The 22857-nt window shown below is 73.2% G+C and carries 19 protein-coding genes; 9 read left to right on the top strand and 10 right to left on the bottom strand.

The window, feature by feature from the left end; genetic code table 11:
• Positions 1 to 10 precede the first annotated feature (10 nt).
• Genes ACLII4_RS07120 through ACLII4_RS07110 form a run of 3 tightly spaced genes read right to left on the bottom strand, consistent with a single transcriptional unit; the run spans position 11 to position 3447 of the window.
• Positions 11 to 1168: an anhydro-N-acetylmuramic acid kinase gene (locus ACLII4_RS07120; RefSeq protein WP_412070207.1), complete on the bottom strand. Its 1158-nt coding sequence runs from the start codon at positions 1166 to 1168 to the stop codon at positions 11 to 13.
• Entirely contained in the window at positions 1165 to 2247 is a 1083-nt protein-coding gene (locus ACLII4_RS07115) for a hypothetical protein (protein WP_412070206.1), read from the bottom strand. Before ACLII4_RS07115 ends, ACLII4_RS07120 begins: the two co-directional genes overlap by 4 nt.
• Before the next feature lie 42 nt (positions 2248 to 2289).
• A complete protein-coding gene (locus ACLII4_RS07110; RefSeq protein WP_412070205.1) occupies positions 2290 to 3447 on the bottom strand; it encodes an adenylate/guanylate cyclase domain-containing protein in 1158 nt (385 codons plus the stop codon).
• 195 nt (positions 3448 to 3642) lie between these two features.
• On the opposite strand from ACLII4_RS07110, the gene ACLII4_RS07105 reads away from it, so the two are divergent.
• Positions 3643 to 6204 carry a protein kinase domain-containing protein gene (locus ACLII4_RS07105; RefSeq protein WP_412070204.1) on the top strand — a complete coding sequence of 854 codons (2562 nt, stop codon included), beginning with the start codon at positions 3643 to 3645 and terminating at the stop codon, positions 6202 to 6204.
• Positions 6201 to 6758 (top strand): hypothetical protein, encoded by a 558-nt coding sequence (locus ACLII4_RS07100; RefSeq protein WP_412070203.1) that lies wholly within the window; start codon positions 6201 to 6203, stop codon positions 6756 to 6758. The genes ACLII4_RS07105 and ACLII4_RS07100 overlap by 4 nt, the downstream gene beginning before the upstream one ends.
• Positions 6759 to 6890: 132 nt before the next feature.
• On the opposite strand, the gene ACLII4_RS07095 is transcribed toward ACLII4_RS07100, so the two are convergent.
• From ACLII4_RS07095 to ACLII4_RS07065, 7 genes are all read right to left on the bottom strand, one after another.
• On the bottom strand, positions 6891 to 7763 hold the full coding sequence (locus ACLII4_RS07095) for a c-type cytochrome (protein WP_412070202.1): 873 nt from the start codon (positions 7761 to 7763) through the stop codon (positions 6891 to 6893).
• Positions 7764 to 7903: 140 nt separating this feature from the next.
• Positions 7904 to 8893, bottom strand: coding sequence for a dihydrodipicolinate reductase (locus ACLII4_RS07090; protein WP_412070201.1), 990 nt, complete (start codon positions 8891 to 8893; stop codon positions 7904 to 7906).
• Between the two features lie 153 nt (positions 8894 to 9046).
• The gene (locus tag ACLII4_RS07085) at positions 9047 to 10321 is read right to left on the bottom strand and encodes a hypothetical protein (RefSeq protein ID WP_412070200.1); all 1275 of its coding nucleotides are present in this window, start codon (positions 10319 to 10321) and stop codon (positions 9047 to 9049) included.
• A gap of 191 nt (positions 10322 to 10512) precedes the next feature.
• Positions 10513 to 10986, bottom strand: a complete 474-nt coding sequence (locus tag ACLII4_RS07080; protein ID WP_412070199.1) for an SRPBCC family protein — start codon at positions 10984 to 10986, stop codon at positions 10513 to 10515.
• A gap of 127 nt (positions 10987 to 11113) precedes the next feature.
• Positions 11114 to 12142: an isoaspartyl peptidase/L-asparaginase family protein gene (locus ACLII4_RS07075; RefSeq protein WP_412070198.1), complete on the bottom strand. Its 1029-nt coding sequence runs from the start codon at positions 12140 to 12142 to the stop codon at positions 11114 to 11116.
• An 80-nt stretch (positions 12143 to 12222) separates the two neighbouring features.
• Positions 12223 to 13644, bottom strand: coding sequence for a sensor histidine kinase (locus tag ACLII4_RS07070; RefSeq protein ID WP_412070197.1), 1422 nt, complete (start codon positions 13642 to 13644; stop codon positions 12223 to 12225).
• 24 nt (positions 13645 to 13668) lie between these two features.
• Positions 13669 to 14376, bottom strand: coding sequence for a response regulator transcription factor (locus ACLII4_RS07065; RefSeq protein WP_412070196.1), 708 nt, complete (start codon positions 14374 to 14376; stop codon positions 13669 to 13671).
• A gap of 250 nt (positions 14377 to 14626) precedes the next feature.
• On the opposite strand from ACLII4_RS07065, the gene ACLII4_RS07060 reads away from it, so the two are divergent.
• The 7 genes from ACLII4_RS07060 to ACLII4_RS07030 all read left to right on the top strand — a co-directional run bounded on the left by ACLII4_RS07060 (position 14627) and on the right by ACLII4_RS07030 (position 22842).
• A complete protein-coding gene (locus tag ACLII4_RS07060; RefSeq protein ID WP_412070195.1) occupies positions 14627 to 14971 on the top strand; it encodes a hypothetical protein in 345 nt (114 codons plus the stop codon).
• 112 nt (positions 14972 to 15083) lie between these two features.
• Positions 15084 to 16973, top strand: coding sequence for a copper resistance system multicopper oxidase (locus ACLII4_RS07055; protein WP_412070194.1), 1890 nt, complete (start codon positions 15084 to 15086; stop codon positions 16971 to 16973).
• Positions 16974 to 17017: 44 nt separating this feature from the next.
• Positions 17018 to 17794 carry a copper resistance protein B gene (locus ACLII4_RS07050; RefSeq protein WP_412070193.1) on the top strand — a complete coding sequence of 259 codons (777 nt, stop codon included), beginning with the start codon at positions 17018 to 17020 and terminating at the stop codon, positions 17792 to 17794.
• A 26-nt stretch (positions 17795 to 17820) separates the two neighbouring features.
• Positions 17821 to 18948 carry a DUF4440 domain-containing protein gene (locus ACLII4_RS07045; RefSeq protein WP_412070192.1) on the top strand — a complete coding sequence of 376 codons (1128 nt, stop codon included), beginning with the start codon at positions 17821 to 17823 and terminating at the stop codon, positions 18946 to 18948.
• Positions 18949 to 18994: 46 nt separating this feature from the next.
• Positions 18995 to 19861, top strand: coding sequence for a patatin-like phospholipase family protein (locus ACLII4_RS07040; RefSeq protein ID WP_412070191.1), 867 nt, complete (start codon positions 18995 to 18997; stop codon positions 19859 to 19861).
• Between the two features lie 198 nt (positions 19862 to 20059).
• Complete coding sequence (locus ACLII4_RS07035) at positions 20060 to 22288, top strand: heavy metal translocating P-type ATPase (protein ID WP_412070190.1); 2229 nt, start codon at positions 20060 to 20062, stop codon at positions 22286 to 22288.
• Complete coding sequence (locus ACLII4_RS07030) at positions 22285 to 22842, top strand: c-type cytochrome (RefSeq protein WP_412070189.1); 558 nt, start codon at positions 22285 to 22287, stop codon at positions 22840 to 22842. The genes ACLII4_RS07035 and ACLII4_RS07030 overlap by 4 nt, the downstream gene beginning before the upstream one ends.
• Positions 22843 to 22857: the final 15 nt, after the last annotated feature.

Raw genomic sequence — 22857 nt, 5'->3', positions numbered from 1 at the left:
AGGGGTCGTTCTACGGCAGCGTCAGTGAGCCTTGGAAGGCGGCGGCGCGGGCGCCGGTGACGGCGGGCAGGCCGGTGCGAACGCCTTTGGCCCACTCGTGCGCGAGGACGGCGAACAGCACGGCCTCTTTGGCGTCGGGGTCGAGCCCGTGCTCGGCGGTCGTCTCGACGGGTATCGGCGCCAGCGCATCGCGCAGCGCCGCCATCAGCGTCGGGTTGCGGACGCCGCCGCCCGACGCGATCACTCGGGCCGCGCCGGGCGCGTGGCGGTGCACGGCGTCGGCGACGGACCGTGCCGTGAGCGCGGCGGCGGTCGCCAGCAGGTCGGCGGGCGCGGTGCCCGTCGCGAGCAGCCGGTCCACAAAGGCCGTCCCGAAGTCCTCTCGTCCGGTCGACTTGGGCGGCGGCGCGGAGAAGTACGGCTCCGCGAGCACGGCGTCGACAAACGTGTGGTCGGGCGTGCCGGTCGCCGCGAGCGCACCGTCGCGGTCGAAGGGTTCGCCCAACAACCGGGCCGCGAGCGTGTCGGAGACCATGTTGGCCGGGCCCGTGTCGAACGCCAGCGCCACGCCGTCGGGCGTGACGACGGACACGTTGGCGATGCCGCCCAGGTTGAGCAGCACGCGCGTCTCGGTGCCGTGCGCGAAGAGCGTCCCGTCGAGGTACGGCGCCAGCGGCGCGGCCTGCCCGCCCAGAGCGAGGTCGCCGGCCCGAAAGTCGGCCACGACGGGGACGCCGAGGGCCGTCGCGATCTCGGCCGGGCACCCGATCTGCAGCGTCGACCGCGTGGGGACGCCTGCGCACGCCTCGGCGACGGGCACGTGCTGGACCGTCTGGCCGTGGCTGCCGACGAGGTCGAGGCCGCCGCGTTCGATGCCGGCCGCGGCGCACGCAGACCGTGCCGCCGCGGCGAAGTGGAGCCCGAGACGGGCGTGGAGCTGGCTCACGAGCCGCACGTCGGAGGTCGCCACCTCGACGCACGCGCGGAGCGCGGCCCGGACCGTGTCGGAATAGGGCTCGCTGACGAAGCCGAGCACCTCGGCCGTCAGTCCGGCGCCGGTCCCGTCCACGCGGACGATGGCGGCGTCGACGCCGTCGAGGGAGGTCCCGCTCATCAGGCCCGCGACCACTCGGGGGCCGGAGCGCAGGAGGCGCCGGAGTGGGCTCATCCGCTCTTGCGCCGCAGCTCGGCCGCCCGCTCCAGCAGGTCGGCGGCGGCGTCGGGCTTCTGGGCCGCCAGCTTCTCGTACATCAGCGCCGCCTCCACGTACTGGTGCTGCGCCGCGTAGATCTTGGCCAGCGTCTCCGACGCGAGGTCGTCGACGCTGCCCGCGTTGGGGTCCACGGTCGGGCCCGAGTACGCGGGGTCGGGCTTGATGCGCGGGGCGACTTCGAGCTGCGCGATTAGGGAGTCGAGTTCGTCGGCCACCGACGGCATCGGCGGCGGCACGTCCTCGACGGTCGCCTCAGGGAGCGGGGGGGCCGGGTCGGCGGGCGGGGTGGGGTCGCCCTCGGGCGCGATCACGTCCGGCGAGACCTGCGCGGCGGGCGGAGGCGCGGGCACGTCGGACTCGTCGACCAACGACCAGCCGGCCGCCGGCGTGTAGACGTTCGGCACCGGCGGCGGCGTGCCGGCGGGAGTCTCCGGCGGGAGCACGGACGCCAGCCCCGTCTCGTCGCCCCAAGTCTCGGGCGACGGGGTAGGCGACCGGCTCGGCGAGGGCTCGCGCTCCGGCTCGGGCGGAGCCGGCGTGCCGAGGTCCGGCGCCTCAGCGGTGGGCGACGGGTCGAACACCAGGTCGTCCGCCGCGAAGGCCGTCGGCTCGCCGAAGCCGAGCAGGGGGCCGTCGGCGTAGTCGTCGTCCTCGTCGTAGGCGTGGTCCGGGGCCGGCTCGGTCGCGGGCGCCGGGGCCGGCGGCGCCGGGGCCTCCGCGATTGGCGGCGACGCCGGAACGGGCGGCGGCAAGCCCGGGGCCAGGTCGTCCTGAATCTGAGACGCGAGCAGGCGCGCCCGCTCGCGATGGACGAGGGCGCTTCGGGGAACGAGGGCGGCTGCCCGGCCCCACGACACCAGCGCATCGTCGATCAGGCCCGCGGCCTCCAGCGCCGTCGCCCGGAGCACGTGCGCCGCGGCATACGTCGGCGCCTCGGCCACGAGGGCCGCCAGGCGCGACGCCGCGTCGGCCGGCCGGCCCTCGGCGAGGAGGCGGGCCGCGCTCTGGATCTCAGGTTCGGGAAGGACGGACATGCGCTCGGGTGGGGCCGCAAACTACGGCCCAGCGCCGTCCGCTCAGGCCAGCCGGTACAGCTCTTGTGCCGCCGCCCGACCGCGCAGCCGGACCGCGCCCAGCGCCTCGCCCTCGAACTGCCCCCGCGGCAGCCGCTCCCAGACCGCCCGCGTCGCTAGCACCTGGCTCCCCAGCGCCTTGTTGAGCCCCTCGACGCGCGCAGCCACGTTCACCACGTCGCCGGTCACCTTGTACTCCTTGTGCTGGATCGAGCCGACCGTCCCGGCCACCACGTCGCCGGTGTGGAGCCCGATGCCGACGGTCGTCGGGCGAAGGTGACCGGCCTCCACCTCGGCCGCGATCCGCGCCACGATGTCGAGCGACGCCTCCACCGCGTGGGTGCAGTCTGCGGGCGACTGGATCGGCGCGCCGAAGATGGCCATGAACCCGTCGCCTAACAGCTGGTGGACGATCCCTCCTCGCGAGGTCACGGCGTCGACGGTCATCCCGAAAAAACGGTTCAGGAACGCCACGACCGCCTCCGGCTCGGCCTGCTCGGCAAAGGTGGTAAAGTCGCGGACGTCGAGAAACATGACGCACGCGGCGACCCGGCGACCCGGCGGGTCGGCTTCGTGGCGGATCAACTCGTCCACGACGGACGGCGCGGTGTGACGGCCGAACAGGTCGAGGATCCGGGTGCGCTCGGCCTCCCGCCGCGACGCATCGAGCGTCTGCGCGGACTGCATCGCCAGGATCGTCAGCAGGCGGGCGTCGCCCGCGGTGAAGGGCCCGGCGGTCTTGTTGTAGAGCGTGAGCACGCCCAAGAACTCGCCGTGGGCGATGAGCGGGGCGCACAGGACCGTGCGGACCCCGTCGCCCCAGTCGAACTGGGCGAACGGCTCCTCGCGGAGGTCGTCGAGGCGCAAGGTCCGGCGGTGGTGGGCCGCCCACCCGAGCAGCGCCTCGTCCGGGCGGAGCGCCTCCCGGATGCCGCGGACGGTCCGCACGTACGTCTCCGCTGCGCCCGTGGATTGCCGGTCGATGAGCGTCACGACGCCTTGCTCGGCGCCCATCGCCTCGATGGAGCGCCGGACGAGGGTGTGGACGGCCACGTCGAGCTCGCGGGCGCTGCCGAGCGCCACGGCGACTTCGTTGAGCAGCGCGAGTTCGTCGACAGACCGGCGGAGCCGCGCGAGCTCGGCGTCGGGGGGGGCGGGCATGGAGGGCATGGAGGGCTGGGCACCGGCCCGACGCGAGCGGACGCCCGTGGGCCGGCCGGCGCCAGGATCGGGAGACCGCACTAGTGGTGGCGCACTAACCCTATAGTACACTGCCAATTGGTCTCCCCCCATCGTGCCGCCTACGTGTCGACATCGAGCCCACCCCTACCCACGGACGCCCTCGTCGGGAGCGACGTGGGGCCGTACCGCGTGGTGGGCCGCGTCGGCGCCGGCGGCATGGGCGTCGTCTACCGAGCGACCGACACGCGGCTGGGTCGGGAGGTGGCGCTGAAGGTGCTCGCGCCGGGGTTGGTCGCCGACGACGGCGCGCGGGCCCGGCTGCTGCAAGAGGCCCGGGCGGCGGCGGCGCTCGACCACGTCCACCTCGCCTCGGTCTACGACGTCGGCGAGACGAACGGCCAGCCCTACCTCGCGATGGCGTTCTACGACGGCGAGACGCTGCGCGAGCGGCTCGACGCGGGCCCGCTGGCGGCGGCCGAGGCGGCCGACCTGGGGGCGCAGATGGCGCGCGGGCTGGCGGCGGCCCACCGGGCGGGCGTCGTCCACCGCGACCTCAAGCCGGCGAATGTGATGCTGCTGCCCCACGGCGGCCCCGGCGGCGGCCCGTGCGTCAAGGTGCTCGACTTCGGGATCGCCCACCTCGACGGCGGCGAGCTGACGCAGGACGGCGAGAGCCTCGGCACGGCGCTCTACATGAGCCCGGAGCAGCTCCGCGGCGAGCGCGCCGACGCCCGGTCCGACATCTGGGCGCTCGGCGTCGTCCTGTTCGAGATGGTGACCGGGCGGCGCCCGTTCGACGGGTCGTACGCCGCCGCGAGGGCCTACGCCGTTCTCCACGAGCCGGCCCCGCCCCTGGGCGACCTCCCGTCCGGGCTGGCGGATCTCGTGGCGGCGTGTCTCGAAAAGGCCCCCGCCGACCGCCCCGCGTCGATGGAGGCGGTTGCGGAGGCGCTGGACGCCGTGCGCCGCGGCGAGGCCTCTCCCCCACCGACCGGGGCGCCCCCGCTGGCGATCGCCGAGCCTGAGCGCGCCGCGAGTTGGCTCCGTCGGATTCCCCGCGCGGCCGTGCTGGCCGTCGCCGTCTTGGTCGCCGCCATCGGCGCCATCGCCCTGTGGCCTGACGCCGCCGTAGCCGAGCCGCACCGCCTGGCGGTGCTGTCCTTCCGGTCCGTCGGCGCCGAGGCCGAGATGCTCTCCGAGGGGCTCGTCGAAACGGTGACGGGGAAGCTGGGCCAGCTGGGCCCCCTCACCGACCGCTTCCGAATCGTGCCCGCCAGCGAGGTCCCCGATGGGCTCACCCCGACCCAAGCCCGCGAGCAGCTCGGCGCGACGCTTGTCGTGGAGGGGACGGTCCAAACGGAGGACGGGCGCGTTCGCGTCATGCTCTCGCTGGTCGACGTCGGCGGCGAGACGCCGAACACCCTCGGCTCGCGCGAGGTGGACGACACCAGCGGCAGCGCGTTCGCGCTCCAGGACGCGGCCGTCCTTGTGCTGGCCGATCTGCTGCGTGTCGAGGTCGGGGCGGAGACGCAAGCCGCGCTCGCAGCTGGGGGCACCGATGATCCCGAGGCCAATGCGTTCTACCTCCGGGGCATCGGGGAGCTGCGCAACCAGCAAGGCACGGACGACCTCGCCCGGGCGCGGGCCCTCTTCACCGAGGCCCTCGCCCTCGACCCCGTCTTTGCCTTGGCCCACGCCGCCCTCGCAGAGGCGCAGTGGCAAACGTACCGGCGGACCTCGGACGTGGCGTGGGCCGACAGCGCGATCGCCCGATCGCAACGCGCCCTCGCGCTCGACGATGGGCTCGCGGAGGTCCACCTCGCGCTGGGCATCATCTACGAGGGCCGGGAAGAGTTTGAACAGGCCCTCGCCGCCATCGACCGGGCGCTCTCGCTCGACCCCGTGAATGCCGAGGCGACGCGCCGGCTCGCTCGCGTCTACGCTGCCCTGGGGAGAGATGAGGACGCGCAGGCCTCGTTCCGCCGCGCCATCGAGCTCGCCCCCGAGAACTGGCTCCCGTACAACTCGTTCGGCTCCTACCACGTGCGGGCCGGCCGACCAGCAATGGCCGCCACCCTGTTCCGGCAGGGGCTCGACCGGTCCCCCTCGAACGTGACGCTCCTTTACAACCTCGGCGTCGCGGCGTTCGACGACGAGGACCTCGAGACGAGCCGGGACGCCTGGGAGCGCGTCGTCCGGCTCGACCAGGAGCACGCCGGCGCGCTGAACGGCTTGGTCTCGTCCCGCTTTATCCTGGGCGACTTCGACGGGGCCGTCGAGGCCGGGGAGCGGGCGGTCGCGCTCCAGCCCGACGATTACGACCTCCGTCTGGCGCTAGCCGAGTCCCGCCGGTGGGCGCCAGCACAACGCACGCGCGCCGAGGCCGACTACCGGACCGCCATCGCCCTGGCGCGCGAGCACCTTGCCGTCGCCCGCACCGCCGACGTGCTGCTCCGCATCGGGAGCGCCTACGCGGGGCTCGGACGGGCCGACAGCGCGCGAGCCTTTCTCAGCGAGGCCGAGGCCCTGCTCTCTCCCGCGGACGCGGATGTCCACGACGCCTACCACCTTGGGGTCGCTTATGAAATCATCGGCGATCGCGACCGGGCCCTGGTGTGGCTCGGGAGCGCCCTTGGCCGGGGGTTCGGCGGCGTCCTCGCCGAACGGTCTCCCTGGCTCCGCGAGCTCCGCGCCTCGGCGGCGTTCGCATCTCTCTCCTCACCCCAACCCCGATGAAACCTCTCTTGCTGCTCGCCACCGCCGTGCTGTGCCTGTCGGCGCAGGCCCAGGCCCCGCCGGACACGCCCCCGCCCGTCATCGTCCACGTGTTCTCGTCCAACGGCACCCCGTCGTTCGAGTTCGAGGGCGCCCTCGGGTCGAACGGGCCAATCCTCCGGGCCGGCGGTACGCTCGTGGTCCGGACGAGCCATGGCCTGAGCGCGCTCATCGTCGTCGAGCCCTCGATCTACGGTGAACTGGGCACCGTCGGCCAGAACGCCGCCATGGCGCACCCGGGCGCACCCGGCGCGCTCCAGGCCCCTCCACATCCTAAAGAGCCAGCGGGCCCCACCTACCACCGGGTCTCCGTCCTGGCCTGCACGGACGTCATCCCGGCGGACTACGAGGATGGTGTCCCCGCATGCGGAGCCTGGCAGGCCCTGCGTCCTCCCGGCTCGCCCGACGGGCCCCTCGGCTTCGAGTTAGAGGTGAACCACGGGCTTCAGGACTATGCCCTCCCCCCCGCCGTACCAGACCCGCCCGTCCCCGACCCCGACGACCCCAACCACTAAGCACACGCCCACCCCACCGACGGGTCCTCTGCCCGCCCCGACGGCGGGGTGGGCAGAGGGGATATTTACACCAACCTCCGGCTCGAGACCTCCTCCTCTGCTCAGCCCATCGCCGGGACGTGCGCCGGGCCGCTACACGTCGGCGCCCCGGCGCTCCGCGAGCGAGGCGAGGTAGAGCCGCAGGCCCTCGCGCTCGTCCCGGGTCATCCGGGCCGTCGCGGTCCACGGCATGACCTCGGGGTCGAGCGCGCGGCCGTCGGGCAGGACGCCCGTCGTCAGCGTCTCGTGGAACTGCGCCGGGTCCCACTGGCCCGCGGCCGCGAGGTCCGGGGCAAACGGGGCGCCCGGCTCCGGGGGCTGTTGCCCGACCACGCCCGCGCCGTGGCAATACGCGCACATCATCTCGGCGACGTACTCGCCGTACTCGGCCGTCGCGCCAGGCGGGGGCGAGGACGCCGTCGTGGGTTCGGCGTAGACGTTGGCGCTGGGGTCGAGGGGACCGGCCGCGAGCACCTTGCCCATGAAGCTGAACTCGGTCCGCCCGATGTCGTCGCCGGCGGGCTCCAGCGATTGGAGGTAGGCGATGAGGTCGGCGGCCTCGGCGTCGCTCATCTTGTGGTACGCGCCCGACGGCATCACCGTCACCGCGCGGCCGTCGGCGCGGACGCCGTGGCGGATGGCGCGGTCCCAGGTCGCCGCGTCGTACTCGCCGCCGACGCCTGCGGGCGTGAGGTTGGAGGCGACGAGACGGAACGGGCCGCCCTCCCCCATCACCTGCCCGCTGAGGTCGTCGCCGTGGCAGTCGCGACAGCCGTAGATGCCGGCGAGGTGCGCGCCGCGCGCGAGCGAGGCGGAGTCGGACGAGACCGCGAGCGGCTCGACGGCGAGGTCGTGGACGGCGTCGATGTTCGATCCGCCGACCATGGCGCCGACGCCGACGGCGACGGCGGCCAGAACGAGGAGGGCGCCGACTCCGAGGCCGGCCCATTTGAGAACGGTGCGCATGACGTGTGAGCGGAAGGTTCACGGACAGAGGCGACGGACTCCCCGCCGCCCCCTCACGACCTGCTCAGTTTCCCGCGACCGGCTCGAAGTCCGGCTCACATGCGCACTCGGATGGCCGAACGGCCACCCCCGGGTGATGCCTAACGCCCTGTCGCTGCCGCCGGGAGGTCGAGGACGGTCCGCAAGCCGGGCCGGGTCGCGCCGATCCGCCGCGCCGCGTTGACGACCGCCGCGACCGTCGCCGTGTCGCCAAACGTCCCGCCCTCGACGACGACCTTGAGAGGCGGGTCGCCCGCGATCGTCACCCGGTCCTCGTCGGGCGCGCCGACGGCCATCGTCAGCGTCAGCGTCGCCCGCGTCTCGCCGTCGACGGTGACGGTCGCCGTCTGGTGGATGCCTGCCACGTCGCCCGCCGCGACCGTCGCGTGCGGCGTCGTGTGGTCGGCCTCGGCGATCGACGGGCCGAAGGTCTCCGTCACCTCGGCGCGTGTCCACCCGAGCCCGGCCGCCAGCGCCTTCGCCGACTCGACCATCCCGATGTGGCCGAACCCGCCCGCCGCCTCGCGCTCGCGGAACTCGGCGACGGTGAGCCCGGCGCCGACCTTCTTCTGGAGCGGGCCTCGCCGCCGACCGGCATCGACCGACCGCGACACGTCGACGCGGTCGACGTGGGCGATGACCGAGTTGGCGAGAACGACGGGGAACAGGTCCATCACGAAGCCCGGGTTGACGCCCGTCCCGACGACGGACACGCCCGCCTCACGAGCGGCCGCGTCGACACGGTCGCAGAAGCCGGGGTCGCGGTCGACCGGCCAGAACAGCTCCTCCGACGACGACACCACGTGCGCGCCGGCGGCGACGCACGCCAGCAGCTGCCCCTCGATCCGGTCGAGGAACGACAGCGTCGTGTGGAGCACCACGTCGGGCGCCCACTCCGCCAGCGCGGCCTCCGCATCGTCGCGGACGGTTGCGCCGATGGGCTCGCGGCCCAGCACCTCACCCACGTCGCGACCGACGCGGTCGGGGTCGAGGTCGAGGGCGCCGACGAGGGTGTAGCCCTGGTCGAGGGCGAGGCGGGCGCAGGCCTGGCCGATGGGGCCGAGGCCAAACTGGACGATGCGGAGCGACATGAGTAAGCCGGGGGGAGAAGAGCCTCCAAGCTCTCACCGTTCCCACGGGGCCGTCAATAAAAACGGCCGCCGCCCCGCAACGAATGTCACGAGGCGGCGGAGCCGAGTACCGCTTCCCTGGCAAGGCGGGCACTCGGGGTCGGAGAGCGGGGCCTAGAACCCGCTCAGGAGCAGCAGCACGTCGACGACGAGGGTGGCCGAGACCATCCCGCCGAGGGCGGTCCGCGCCTGACGGTAGTAGGTGGCGACGGCAGCGCCGACGGCCTCACCCGAGCCCGCCGCGTCGACAGAGGCGTCGAGGCTGGCGCGGGCCGTCGTGGTGGCGCCCGTGGCGATCGACAACTGGCTGGCACTGACGCCCGACTCGGCCGACAGCTCGGCCTCGATCGTCGTGCGGTAGCGCGTCTTTGCAGCATCCCGCTGCGCCCGCGTGGTGGCCGCGCGCAGGGAGGCGACCATCTCGCCGCGGGCGGCGCGCAAAGCGGTCATCCGAGCACTCGCGGCGCTGCGGGCCTCGAACTGCGCCTCGACGGCGAGCGCGGCGGCCGAGGCGGCTACCAGGTCGGCGTGCGCCTCGATGGACGCGGCGGCAGCGGTGCTCGTCGACGACGCAAAGCGACGGGCGGCGAGGTACCGGGCGCGAGCGGCGCGCGCGCTCGTCGTGGCCGAGATCCCGACCTGCGCCTGGGCGCGAACGTAGCCGTCGATGAAGGCGTTGGCGGTGGCCTCGGCGCTGGCGCCGGAGGCGCGCCCACGGCGGTACTCGCGGTAGGTCACGTCGCGCTCGTCGTCGGCCTGCTCGACCTGCTCGTCGGTGGCCGGCTCGCCGTCGCCGGTGTCCTCGGTCGCGGCGCGGCGCTCGGCCTCCACCGAAGCCTCGAGCGCCGCGGCGACCGCCGCCGTCGTGGTGCGGCGCGTGGCGATCTCGGCGGCGACCGTCGCCGTCACGAAGGCGACAGCGTCGGCGGCGCGGGCACGGCTGCCACGGCCGCGGGCGGCGACGTAGACGTCGGCCTCGGCGGCGGTCTCGGTCGTCATCGGGGCCGGACGGACGGTCCCGGCGGCAAACCCGCCGGCCTCGACGAGCGAGGCGGACGCGAACGAGCCCTTGCTCGCGGTGACGACGACGGCGTCGGCCGTCGCGTCGGTGGACAGCGAGAACTGGCCGCTGGCCGACGTCGTGGCCGAGCCGCGCAGGGCGCGCGTCTGGCCGGAGGCGGAGACGGCGGCGGCGGCGACGGCCGCGCCTTCGACGGGGCCGGCCGAGGCGGTACGGGCGGCCGCCGCGTCGTCGGTCACGCGACCATCGACGGTGACGGCGCCTTCAAAGTCGCCGCCGGTCGTGGGGCCGCCACTGTCGCAGGCGGCGAGAGAAACGAGGGCAGCGGCAAGGGCAAAGCGCCCGAGGCGGAGGGTAAAGCGGGTCATGAGATGGGGCGTTGGGTGGCGTGGTGGGCCGGACCCGCCATCACTCGGGTCCGGACCAATCAACCCCTCGGGGGCTGGGATGTTGGCAAGTCCATCCGTCCCTCACCCGCGCTCAACGCCTCATCTCGTTGCGCCCCAACGAGTGTCGCCCCGCTGTCCGTCCCAGACCCACGCCCGTGTCGGTCGTTGTCCTACAATTCCGCCTCCGCTTCTAGGCGCGACACGAACAGATCCGTCATCCGCCCCATCTCGAACTCGACCGTCGGCCGGACGATCGCCCGGAACAGCCGGGGCACCCCGATGTCAAGCACGGCGTCGACGCGCAGGGTGCCGGTGGTGCCGCCGTTGCCGTCGGAGCCGATGGTGCTCGACCCGCCGAACTGGGCGTTGCCGGTGCCGGGGACCGGCTCCCACCGCATCGTGAGCGCCTCCGCATCGGGGTGATAGCGGCAGGCGTACTCGACCACGACGCGGGCGCCGGGCGGGCCGAGCGGTTCCATCGTCCACCAGTACGCGTTGTCGCCGCCCTCGGGGTACGGCCGGACGGCCTCGACGTGGGGGAACAGCGCCCCCCACCGGGGCACGTCGGTGAGGAACGCCCACGCCTCCTCGACGGACACCGGCAGATTCAGGGCGCGCTCGATGCTGGTCTCGACGGTGATCACAGGGTTCGGGGTTCGGGGTTCGGGGTTCGGGGTTCGGGGTTCGGAAAGATGACTCCGCAGCGGCACGGGGATGCGAGCGACGCGCCCGGGGCGGCCGAACCTTGAACCAATAACCCTGACCCGGCGACTACCCCTCGTCGCCGTAGATCATCGTGACTACGCGACCGCTGCGCGTGACGTAGCCCCGGTACATGCCCTCCGTGTTGAAGGGCATGGCGACGGTGCCCTGCGCGTCGAGCGAGATGATCCCGCCGGTCCCGCCCGCGCCCGTCAGCGCGGTGTGGATGACGGCGTCGCCCGCTTCCACGACGCTCTCGCCGAGGTAGGCCATCCGAGCCGCCACGTCGCGGGCGATGCCGAGCCGGATGAAGTACTCGCCGTGGCCGGTCGCCGAGATGCCGACGGCGCGGTCGGCGAAGGTGCCGGCGCCGATGATGGGCGCGTCGCCGATGCGGCCCCAGCGCTTGTTGGTCATGCCGCCGGTCGAGGTGCCTGCCGCGAGGTCGCCCGTCGCCGAGAGCGCGACGGCGCCGACGGTCCCGGTCATCTGCCACGGCTCGGGGACGGTCAGCGCCCCGCTCTCGCTCCGCTCGCGCGCCTGGACCGCCTCGAGGGATCGGCGGCGGCGCTCGGTGTGGAAAAACGTGTTGGGCACGATCTCGAGGCTCTGCCCGATGGCGAACTCCTCGGCGCCGTCGCCCGCCAGCAGCACGTGGGGCGAGGCTTCCATCACGCGCCGCGCCAGCCGGATCGGGTGGCGGACGTGCATCGTGCCCGTCGAGGCGCCCGCCAGCCCGCTCGCGCCGTCCATGATCGAGGCGTCGTGGCGGACCGTCCCGTCGGAAGCAAAGACGCCGCCGCGCCCGGCGTTGAAGTGGTCGCTGTCTTCCAAAATTGACAACGCGGCCTCGACGGCCGTCAGCGGCGACTCGCCCGACACGATGACGGCGTGGCCCGCGCGGAGCGACTCCTCGAGCGCGGCCCGGACGGCCGCGTCGGTCTCGGGCGTCATGTCGGCCCGACGAATGGTCCCGGCGCCGCCGTGGACGACGAGCACGACGGGGTCGCCGTCGAGCGCGGGGAGCACCTCGACCTGGGCGGACGTGGGGAGCGCCAGCAGGGCGACGGCGGCGAGGAGGCAGAGCGGGCGGAGCATCGGGCGGGAGGCAGTGGGCCCGCAGTATAGTCCGCTCGCGGAGTACCTCGTCGCGAACGGCTGTGCGTGCGGCTCGGCCCTCAGCTCCGGCCGCCGAGGCACGGGAGCGTGGCCCAGAACGTCGCGCCCTGGCCCGGCCCGTCGCTGGCGGCGCCCACCTCGCCGCCGTAGCCGCGGACGATGGCCTGCGCGATCGCCAGCCCCAGCCCGCTCCCCGCTTGCGCCTGGACCTCGGGCGTGTCGGCGCGGAAAAAGCGGTCGAACAGCCGCTCGCGCGTCCCGGCGTCGAACCCGGCGCCCGTGTCGGTGACCTCGAGCCGCGCCGTCCCGGCGGCGTGCGTCAGGCGGACCGCCACGCGCCCACTGGCCGACGTGTACTTGACGGCGTTCGACACCAGATTGTCGATGACCTCAGCGAGCGGCGCGGCGTCGGCGCGGACGCGGATGCCGTCGGCGACGTTGACGTCGAGCGCCACGCCCTTCCCCTCGGCCTCGCCGCGGGCGCGCTCGGCGCGGCGGGCGACGAGTTCGCCTAAATCGAGGCGGTCGCCGGCAGGCTGGGCCAGCGACTCGGCGCGCGCGAGCTGGAGCAGGCCCTGCACGGTCCCCGTCATCTCGGCCACCTCCTCGACGACGCGGCCCAGCGTCTCGCGGTAGGCGCCGGGCTCGCGCTCGCGGCGGAGCGAGACCTCGGCCTCGCTGCGGACCGTCGCTAGCGGCGTGAGCAGCTCGTGGGCGGCGTTGGAGGTAAACCGCCGCTCGCGCTCGACGGACGCTTCGAGCCGGCCGAGCAGGCCGTTGAAGGTCTCCGCCAAGTCGGTCAACTCGTCGCGCGTCTCGAAATCGGACGGCAACCGACCACCAAGCCGTGCGCCGTCGGCCGCCAGCCGGCCCGCCGCATCGGTGAGAACGGCGACCGGGCGCAGGGCGCGGCGCGCCAGCCACCACCCGCCGCCGAGCGCGAACAGCACGCTCAGCGCGACGCCCAGAGCCAGCAGCCGCCCCAGGTCCCGGAGCTCGCGGTGGCGGCTCCACTCGACGCCCGTCACCTCGACGTAGCCCACGACGGCGCCGCCCGACCGGAGCGGCTCGACGAGCGACCGCACGGGCTCGCCGCCCCACTCGCGGCTGAGACGGAGCGTCGCGCCGCCGTCGGGAAGCGCCACCCCGAGCGGGGGCTGGCCGCCCACGTTCGCCGACTGATACGCCACGTCGCCGACGGGCGTGAGCACGCGGACGAACGTCGCGTTCGGCCCGTCGAGCCGCGTCGCCACGGCCGGTGAGCGGTCGAGCGCGCTCGCGTCGACGCCGTCCGGCGACGTGCGCAAGAGCGGGGCCACGGCTTCGAGTTCGTGGTCGAGGTGGCGGTCGAAGCTGCGGTGCGCGGCCGCGTGGAAGCCGACGTAGCAGAACACGGCGAACGCGCTGAGCAGCAGCAGAAGGGTCAGCGCGTACCACAGCGCGAGCCGGGCCGAGATGGGGAGCGAGAGGAATCGGGCCATGGGCACAAGAAACGCCCCATGGGGCTACGCGCCGGGCGCGAGCCGGTAGCCCACTCCCCGGATGGTCTCGACGTGAGGCGCGTCTGGGGCGCCCGAGGCGCGGACGGCGTCGGCAAGCCGCTGGCGGAGCCCGCTCACGGTCACGTCGAGCGCGTTGTCGGTCACGAACAGGGCGTCGCCCCAGACGCGCTCCGCCAAGACGGTCCGCGACAGGGCCGTGTCGGCACTCCGCATCAGCACCTCCAGCATGGCGTACTCCTTGGGGCGCAGGTTGAGGACGGCCTCGCCCTGCGGTCCGGCCATCCCGACGCGGCGGCGCTCGCCGTCGAGCACGAGGGGGCCGACGGCGACCGTCCGCTCTTGATCGGACAATGGCGGGCGGCGCAGCAAGGCGCGGAGCCGGGCCACCAGCTCTTCAAAGGCGAACGGCTTCGGGAGGTAGTCGTCGGCGCCGGCGTCGAGCCCGGCCACGCGGTGCTCGACGTCCGCCAGCGCCGTCAGCATCAGGACCGGCTCCTCGCGGCCCGCGGCCCGGATCCGCTCCACCAGGGTCTTGCCGTCGCCCTTGGGCAGCCGCCAGTCGACCACGAAGGCGTCGTAGGCGTTCGCCAGCGCCAGCCGCTCGCCGGCCTCGGCGTCGGGCGCCACGTCGACGCGGTAGCCCTCCTCTTCGAGTCCGCGGCGGACCGAGTCGGCCAGGCGGGCTTCGTCTTCGATGACCAGGACCCACATTCGGGAAAGGCTGGGGAGAGGGGTGGTGGGGTACGCGCGAGGTGAGGCGGCGGTCGGCACCTGTCGGCCTTTTCAGGTTGGCCTGCGCCCCGTTGGCTAGCGCCAGCCCGTTGAAGGGGCTCATCGCTTTCGATCGCCGTGCTCGTCCTCGTCGCCCTGTGGTTCGCCGCCCTGATCGTCGCCACGGTCGCCGTCGGCCGCGCGCTGGCGCCCCTTCTCTCCGATCACTCTGAGCCTTCCTCTCTTCTCGATGCGCACGCTTCTCTCTCACACTGCCCTTCTCCTCGTCGCCTCCGGCTGCGGATCCGATGAGACGCCCCCGCCCGCCGTGTCTGCCCCTGCGGTCGAGGCCATCGCCCCCGACACCCCCACCGCCGACCTCAACGCTCTTGGCGAACCGGTCGATGTCCCCGCCGCTCCCTCCCCGCCCGCCACGATGCCGCCTCCGGTGCCCGACCCCACGCCTGCCCACGACGACCCGGGCGAGAGCAGCGACGAGATGGACGGCGGCCACGAGGTAGACGGCGGCCACACCATGGAAGACGGGACCCCGAGGGACGGCGACTCGCATCACGACGGCGGCCATGGCCACTGACGGCTCGCGCCCTTCGCGGGCTCTTCGCCGCCCACCTTAGCGCCTTTTAAGGCGATCCGCTGCACCTCGGCGGTGCCGGCCCGTTCGACCTCTGCCCCCGCCTCCCACCCCGATGGACCGCCGACTTTTCCTCCGCAACGCTGGCGCCGTCGGCGCCCTCGCCGGCCTGAGCGCCCTCACGCCGGCGTGGGCCCGGTCCGCGCTGTCGGGCCCCGCTCGCGTGGCGGGCTTGGCGCCGACGGTCCGCCGCCCCGGCTTGGTCGAGTACGACCTGACCATCGACCGGACGCGGCTGGCGTTCGGCGACGAGACCGGCACGGCGGTCACGATGAACGGGACCGTGCCCGGCCCGCTGCTCCGATTCACCGAGGGCGACGAGGCCGTCATCCGCGTCCACAACCGGCTCGACGAGGACACCTCGATCCACTGGCACGGCCTCATCCTCCCCAACGCCATGGACGGCGTGCCGCACGTCAACTTCCCCGGCATCGCGGCGCGGTCGACGTTCGAGTACCGCTTCCCGATCCGGCAGTACGGGACGTACTGGTGCCACAGCCACTCGGCCTTCCAGGAGCAGCTCGGCCACTACGCGCCGCTCGTCATCGACCCCGCCGGGCCCGAGCCCGCGCCGTTCGACCGCGAGCTGGTCGTCGTGCTCTCGGACTGGACGTTCGAGAATCCCCACGACGTGCTCGCCCACCTCAAAAAGCGGGCGAACTACTACAACTACCAGCGCAACACCGTCGCCGACCTCATCCGTGACGGCCGCAGCCTGTCGGACCAGCTCGACTGGGAGCGGATGCGGATGGACGCGTCCGACATCTCGGACATCACGGGCGCGACGTACACCTTCCTGATGAACGGCCAGGCGCCCGACCCGGGCTGGTTCGGCCAGTTCCGGCCCGGCGAGCGCGTTCGGATCCGGTTCGTCAACGCGAGCGCGGGGACGTTCTACGACGTCCGCATCCCGGGCCTGCCGATGAGCGTGGTGCAGGTCAGCGGGCAGCACGTGCAGCCCGTCGCCGTCGAGGAGTTCCGGATCGGGCTCGCCGAGACCTACGACGTGATCGTCGAGCCCGGCGACCGGGCGTACACCCTCTTTGCCGAGGCGATGGACCGCTCGGGCTACGCTCGCGGCACGCTCGCGCCCCGCGCCGGGATGACGGCCCCGGTCCCCGAGATGCGCGAGCGTCCGACGCTGACGATGATGGACATGGGCATGGACCACGGGGCCATGGGCGGCATGGAGGGGATGGACCACGGCGCGATGGATAGGTCGGGCGGCGCCGCGGCCGGTGCCGTCGCGAGCACGGACCACTCGGCCCACGGCGCGACGCCGGCCGCACCGACAGACCACGCGGCGATGGGCCACGACATGGCCACGTCCGGCGTCGACACCTCCGGCTTGCGCGCGCCGGGCACGCTCCCCGAGCCCACGATGCACGGGCCCGACGACCACGGCATCGCGAACGCGATGGCGCCGATGGAGACGCGCTCGCGCCTCCACGAGCCCGGCGTCGGGCTGGGCGACGACGGCCGCCGCGTGCTCGTCTACACCGACCTCAAAGCGCTCCACCCGGAGCCCCGCCGCGTGCCCGACCGTGAGATCGAGCTCCACCTCACGGGCAACATGGAGCGCTACATGTGGGGCATCAACGGCAAGACGTACGCCGAAGAGCCCCTCATCCCGATGGTCTACGGCGAGCGCCTGCGAATGACCATGGTCAACGACACCATGATGAACCACCCGATGCACCTGCACGGGATGTGGATGGAGCTCGAGAACGGCCACGGCGAGTACATCCCGCGCGTCCACACGATCACGGTCAAGCCCGCCGAGCGGGTCTCGCTCCTCATCGAGGTCGACGCGCTCGGCCCGTGGGCCTTCCACTGCCACGTGCTCTACCACATGGAGCTCGGCATGTTCAGGGTCGCGATGGTGCAACGCCCCGGCGAGGTGCTGCCCGAGGCCTTGGCCGCCAGCTACACGCCGCAGGGCTAGCGCTCGCTCTGCTCCGACGTCGCCCCTCTCGACCGACTCCTCCCATGACCCGCCTTTCCCTCTTCATCCTCGCCCTGCTCGTGGCGGCCGCCAGCGGCCCAGCGTCGGCTCAGGACCACGACGGCGACGTGCCCTTTCCCGAGTACCCGCACTTCGTGCTCGGCGCGGCTCACAGCCCCAAGAGCTACACGCTCGCCCTCCTCGACCAGTTCGAGCTCGCGCCCTCCGCCGACGGCCTGCCGGGCCGGTTCGAGGGGATGATCCGCACCGGCACCGACTACCGGCGGATCTACCTCAAGGGCGAGGGCGAGGGGCTCCTCTCTGAGGGGACCGGCGAGGCCGAGGCACAAGCGCTCTACAGCCGCCTCATTACGTCGTACTTCGAGGCCCAGGCCGGTGTCCGTGTCGACACCGAGTTCGGCGACGGCGAGGTCCGCGCGCGGCCGTTCCTGACCGTCGGGCTCGAGGGGCTGGCGCCGTACTTCTTCGAGGTCGAGCCCGCCCTCTTCGTGTCGGACGCCGGCGACGTGTCGGCCCGGTTCGAGGGCTCGTACGACCTGCTGCTCACCCAGCGGCTGGTGCTCCAACCCCAGGCCGAGCTCAACGTGGCCGTGCAGACCGTCGAGGACTGGGGCGTCGGCTCGGGCCTCAACGATCTCGAAGTCGGGCTCCGCTTGCGCTACGAGATCCGCCGCGAGGTCGCCCCCTACGTCGGCGTGACATGGCTCAACCGCTTCGGCGACGCCGCCGACTTTGCTCGCTCCGACGGCGAGTCGGCCTCCGAAGCGCTGCTCGTGTTCGGCCTCCGTCTCTGGCGCTGACCTCCCACCACCCTTCCCCCACTCCAATGACCACGACCCGACTCCTCGTCCTCGGCGCCGCCCTGGTGGCCGCGCCGTCCGCCCTCGCCCAGAACCATCAGGGCCACGGACAGGCCGACCATTCGCAACAAGACCACGCGGCGATGCCCGGCATGGATCACGACGCGATGCCGCACGACTCGCTGATGGCGCTCCACCGGCGCATGATGGCCGACCCGGAGATTCACGCGGCCATGAGGGCCGACTCGGAGATGAAGGCCCTCATGTCGGGCACGATGCCAGCGGGCGACCACGCAGGCATGGACCACGGCCAAATGAATCACTCCCAGATGCCGGGCATGGACCACGACGCGATGATGGCCCAGATGCGCGAGCGGATGGGCGCCATGTCGCCGGCCGACCACGCCGCGTTCATGGCCCGAATGCAGGCCGCCCACGTCCGCATGATGGCGACCCCGGCCATCCACCAGCGCATGATGGCCGACCCCGAGATGCACCGCATGATGCGGGCCATGCCGGGCGGAATGGACCACGGCTCGATGGAGGGCATGGACCATGATTCGATGGACCACGACGCGATGCAGGAGATGGACCACTCCTCAATGGAGGGCATGGATCACGACGCCATGCCCGAGACGGACCACTCCGGCATGAACCACGGCCAGATGGAGGGCATGGACCACAGCCAGATGAACAACGGCCGGGCCGGGGAGGGCATGGATCACTCCGCGGGCGTCGCGATGCAGCGCCGCAACGCGGGCGCGCACAACGGCGACGAGCGTCCGGCCACGCCGACCATCGGGACGGAGGCCTTCGGCGCGTCCGCCACGGCCGACCGCTTCCACGCCGCGCTCGCGGCGGGCGACCGGGCCGCCGTCGAGGCCTTGCTCGCGCCCGACGCCGTCGTGCTCGAGGGCGGCGGCCACGAGTCGCGCACCGAGTACCTCTCGCACCACTTTGCACGCGACGCCGAGAACCTCGCCGGCAAGACGGTGGAGTCCATCTTCCGCCGCACGACCGTCGCGGGCGACGCCGCCTGGGTCGCCTCGACGCAGCGGATCGGGGACGCCGAGATGGCCGAGCTACTGGTGATGCGGGCGTCGCCGGAGGGCTGGCGCGTCGCGGCCGTCCACCGGTCGTCGGCCCGCAACTAAGCAGGCCGGCGGGTCGTCCTGAGAGAGGCCCTTCCCCTTTGCTCGCGTGAGTCCTCACAAGCCGTTTACCCTGCTGCTCGGCGGCGGCGGTGCCCGAGGGTTCGCGCACGTCGGCGTGCTCCGCGCGCTAGAGGCGGAGGGTCTGCGGCCGTCGGCTGTCGTCGGCGTGTCGATGGGGGCGGCCGTCGCGGCGGCGTACGTGCTCCGCGACGATTGGTACGACGCCGTGCTCGCGATCGACACGCGGACGTTCCCGCCGCCGCCCGGCGACGGGACCGAGGCGTCGCTCTTCGACCGCCTCCGCGCCCGGCGGATGGGCGCCGAGTTCGCGCTCCGGCTCGTGACCGGCTGGGGTGTCGGCGTGCCCGCCTACGACGCGGGCCGCCAGGCGCTCGCGACGCTGACCGACGGCCGCGACTTGGCCGAGGCCCGGCTCCCCGTCGCCATCACGGCGACGGACTTGCGGACCGCCACGCGCCACGTCATGCGCGACGGCGACGCCGCCGATGCGGTCTACGCCAGCTCAGCGCTCGCGGGCATCTTGCCGCCGCTCGAACGCGACGGCCGCCTGCTCTCCGACGGCGCCTACGCCGACCCCGCGCCCGTCGACGTGGCGCGCGAGATCGGCCCGCCGCTCGTCATCGCCGTCGACGCCGGGCAGAGCCGCCCCGCGCTGTCGATCGACAACGGGTTCTACGCGCTCCAGCGGGCCGCCTTTATCACGAGCCGCAGCCACGCCGCCGCCCGGTTCGCGCTCGCCGACCTGACGCTCCGGCCCGACTTCCAGCGGGCCATCCACACGCTCGACTTCGACGCCCGCCGCGAGTGCGCGGCGGCGGGTGCGTGGGCGGTGCGGACTGCCCGGCCGGCGCTCGCGGAGTTGCTCGGGACGCAGGCCCGGTCGGCGGCGTAGGCAGGTCGCCCCGGCTCGCCGTGAGCGCGGCGCCCGCTCGCGCCGCGGGACTCCCCTCTCGGTTTCCCCCCGAGATCGGGAGGGCATGAGTTGGACGGATGCCCCCGGGGAGCCTACCTGAAGGCCTTTTCAGGTTCGGTTTCCGACCCCGACGCGCCCGTCCGCGTTGAACCGGTAGCCCCACCCGCCTCTCTCCGCATGGACGACTCGCCCGCCGACGCCCCCGGTCTCAAGCAGGCCGACCTCCGCGAGGCCGCCCACGAAGGCCCGCACGGCTCTCACGCCGACGGCCACCCCGGACCCGTCGAGGAGCACGACGCCGGCGAGGCGCGCCACTCCGAGATGGACCACGCGGCAATGGGCCACGGGGCCGCGGACTCCGCGCCCATGGACCACTCCACGATGGATCCCGGCGCGATGGATCACTCGAAAATGAACCACGGCGCTGGCGGGCGCGGCCACCACGACCACCACGCGATGATGGTGGCTGACTTCCGGCGCCGCTTCTGGATCTGCCTCGGGCTGACCGTCCCGATCCTCGCGCTGAGCCCGATGCTCCAGATGTGGGCGGGCGTCGAGTGGACGTTCCCCGGCTCGGTCTGGGTGCTCACCGCGCTGGCGTCCGTCGTCTGGGCCTACGGCGGCTGGCCGTTCCTGACGGGCGCCAAGGACGAATTGGCGACGGGCCGGCCGGGCATGATGACCTTGGTCGCGCTCGCGATCACGGTCGCCTTTGTGTACTCAGTCGCCGTCGTGCTCGGGCTCGAGGGCAACCTCTTTTTCTGGGAGACCGCCACCCTCGTCGACCTCATGCTGGTCGGCCACTGGGTCGAGATGCGGAGCGTGATGGGCGCCAGCCGGGCGCTCGAAGAGCTGGCGCGGCTGATGCCCGACGAGGCGCACCGCCTGGGCCCCGACGGCGCCGTCGAAGACGTGCCCACCGACCAGCTCCGCCCCGGCGACCGGATTCTGGTCAAGGCGTCCGAAAAGGTGCCGGCCGACGGGACGGTCGTCGAGGGCGGGAGCGCCGTCAACCAGGCCGCGCTGACGGGCGAGTCCGTGCCGGTCGAAAAGGGATCGGGCGACGAGGTGATCGCAGGCTCGGTCAACGGGACCGGGGTGCTGACCATCGAGGTCACCAAGACCGGCGCCGACGCCTACCTCAACCAGGTCGTGACGCTCGTGCGCGAGGCGCAAGCGTCGAAGTCCCGGACGCAAGACCTGGCCAACCGCGCCGCGTTCTGGCTGACGATTGTCGCCGTGACGGTCGGGGCCGCGACGTTCCTGGCGTGGTGGCTGCTGACCGACGGGCCGCTGGCGTTCGCGATCGAGCGGGCCGTGACCGTGATGGTCATCGCCTGCCCCCACGCGCTCGGGCTGGCGATCCCGCTCGTCGTCGCGGTGTCGACCTCGATCTCAGCGCGGAACGGGCTCTTGATCCGCGACCGCGCCGCCTTTGAGCGCGCCCGCGACCTCGACATTCTGGTCTTCGACAAGACGGGCACGCTGACCGAGGGCCGCTTCGGCGTCACCGACATCCTGCCGGCCGACGGCGTCACCGAGGGTGACCTGCTGGCGACCGCCGCCGCCGTCGAGCGCGGGAGCGAGCACCCCATCGCCGCTGGCGTCGTCCGCAGCGCCCAAGAGCGCGAGCTGGCGGTCCCCGCCGCGACCGACTTCGAAGCCATCACCGGGCGCGGCGTCCGGGCGACGGTCGACGGCCGGGCCGTCGAGATCTTGAGCCCCGGCGCGCTCGCGGATGCGCGCATCGCTGTGCCAGACGCGCTCGCGACGCAAGCCGACGCGCTTGGCCATCAGGGCACGACGGTCGTCTACGTCGTCCGCGATAGTGCCTTGGCTGGCGCGCTGGGGCTGGCGGACGTGATCCGCCCCGAGTCGAAAGAGGCCATCGACCGGCTCCACGAACTGGGGCTGGAGGCCGTGATGCTGACCGGCGACAAAAAGGAAGTGGCCGAGCACGTCGCCCGCCAGCTCGGCATCGACCGCGTGATCGCCGAGGTGCTGCCCGACGGCAAGAGCGCCGTCATCCGCGAGCTCCAAGCCGAGGGCCACATCGTGGCCATGACCGGCGACGGCGTCAACGACGCGCCCGCGCTCGCAACGGCGGACGTGGGGATGGCCGTCGGGGCCGGGACGGACGTGGCGGTCGAGACGGCCGACATCGTGCTCGTGGCCTCCGACCCGCGCGCGGCGGTCCGCGTGATCGCGCTCGCACACGCGACGATGCGCAAGATGGTCCAGAACCTGTGGTGGGCCGCCGGCTACAACATCGTCGCGATCCCGCTCGCGGCGGGCGTGCTGGCGCCGTGGGGCGTCATCCTGAGCCCCGCCGTCGGCGCCGTCCTGATGAGCCTGTCGACGGTCGTGGTGGCCGTGAACGCCCGGAGCCTGAGCGTCGACGCATGAAGGCCGCCTGGACCGTTCTCGCGACGCTCGCCGTCCTCGGCCTGCTGGCGCTCGTCTTCCCGTTTACCGGCTGGTACAACGTGGCCGCGACGAGCGGCGACAGCGCGCTCGGAGCGTGGGTCCTGTCGACCACCTCGCGCCGCTCGATCCAGACGCGAGCCGCTGACATCGCGCCAGCCGTCCCGATCGACTCGGCGGCCGTCCGGGCCGGGGCGATCGCGTTCGCCCAGATGTGCCAGACGTGCCACGGCGGGCCGGGCGCCGAGCGCAGCGTGACCGGACAGGGCCTCTCCCCGACGCCGCCGCACCTCGACGAGGCCGCTGCCGAGTGGTCCGACGGCGAGCTGTTCTGGGTCCTCGACAACGGCATCAGGATGGCCGGGATGCCCGCCTACGGGCCAACCCACTCGGACGATGAGCTGTGGGAGATCGTGGCCTTCCTGCGCCGCCTGCCCGACGTCTCGCCCGACGCCTACGCCGCGCTCGTCGCCCCGCCGGATACGACCGCTGCCGCGCCGGTGCTCGCCGACGACGGCCACAACCACTTGCACTGACCCTGGTGCACCTCC

This window comes from Rubrivirga aquatilis, from assembly GCF_046845665.1.
Lineage (GTDB): Bacteria > Bacteroidota > Rhodothermia > Rhodothermales > Rubricoccaceae > Rubrivirga.
Note: the sequence above shows the minus strand (reverse complement) of the source record. Positions and strands in the feature narration are given on the sequence as shown.

Excerpts from the sequence above, each read along its gene's own strand:
- ACLII4_RS07120 (WP_412070207.1), bottom strand. The coding sequence starts at position 1,168 with ATGAGCCCACTCCGGCGCCTCCTGCGCTCCGGCCCCCGAGTGGTCGCG.
- ACLII4_RS07115 (WP_412070206.1), bottom strand. The coding sequence starts at position 2,247 with ATGTCCGTCCTTCCCGAACCTGAGATCCAGAGCGCGGCCCGCCTCCTC.
- ACLII4_RS07110 (WP_412070205.1), bottom strand. The coding sequence starts at position 3,447 with ATGCCCGCCCCCCCCGACGCCGAGCTCGCGCGGCTCCGCCGGTCTGTC.
- ACLII4_RS07100 (WP_412070203.1), top strand. The coding sequence starts at position 6,201 with ATGAAACCTCTCTTGCTGCTCGCCACCGCCGTGCTGTGCCTGTCGGCG.
- ACLII4_RS07095 (WP_412070202.1), bottom strand. The coding sequence starts at position 7,763 with ATGCGCACCGTTCTCAAATGGGCCGGCCTCGGAGTCGGCGCCCTCCTC.
- ACLII4_RS07090 (WP_412070201.1), bottom strand. The coding sequence starts at position 8,893 with ATGTCGCTCCGCATCGTCCAGTTTGGCCTCGGCCCCATCGGCCAGGCC.
- ACLII4_RS07085 (WP_412070200.1), bottom strand. The coding sequence starts at position 10,321 with ATGACCCGCTTTACCCTCCGCCTCGGGCGCTTTGCCCTTGCCGCTGCC.
- ACLII4_RS07075 (WP_412070198.1), bottom strand. The coding sequence starts at position 12,142 with ATGCTCCGCCCGCTCTGCCTCCTCGCCGCCGTCGCCCTGCTGGCGCTC.
- ACLII4_RS07070 (WP_412070197.1), bottom strand. The coding sequence starts at position 13,644 with ATGGCCCGATTCCTCTCGCTCCCCATCTCGGCCCGGCTCGCGCTGTGG.
- ACLII4_RS07065 (WP_412070196.1), bottom strand. The coding sequence starts at position 14,376 with ATGTGGGTCCTGGTCATCGAAGACGAAGCCCGCCTGGCCGACTCGGTC.
- ACLII4_RS07060 (WP_412070195.1), top strand. The coding sequence starts at position 14,627 with ATGCGCACGCTTCTCTCTCACACTGCCCTTCTCCTCGTCGCCTCCGGC.
- ACLII4_RS07055 (WP_412070194.1), top strand. The coding sequence starts at position 15,084 with ATGGACCGCCGACTTTTCCTCCGCAACGCTGGCGCCGTCGGCGCCCTC.
- ACLII4_RS07050 (WP_412070193.1), top strand. The coding sequence starts at position 17,018 with ATGACCCGCCTTTCCCTCTTCATCCTCGCCCTGCTCGTGGCGGCCGCC.
- ACLII4_RS07045 (WP_412070192.1), top strand. The coding sequence starts at position 17,821 with ATGACCACGACCCGACTCCTCGTCCTCGGCGCCGCCCTGGTGGCCGCG.
- ACLII4_RS07035 (WP_412070190.1), top strand. The coding sequence starts at position 20,060 with ATGGACGACTCGCCCGCCGACGCCCCCGGTCTCAAGCAGGCCGACCTC.
- ACLII4_RS07030 (WP_412070189.1), top strand. The coding sequence starts at position 22,285 with ATGAAGGCCGCCTGGACCGTTCTCGCGACGCTCGCCGTCCTCGGCCTG.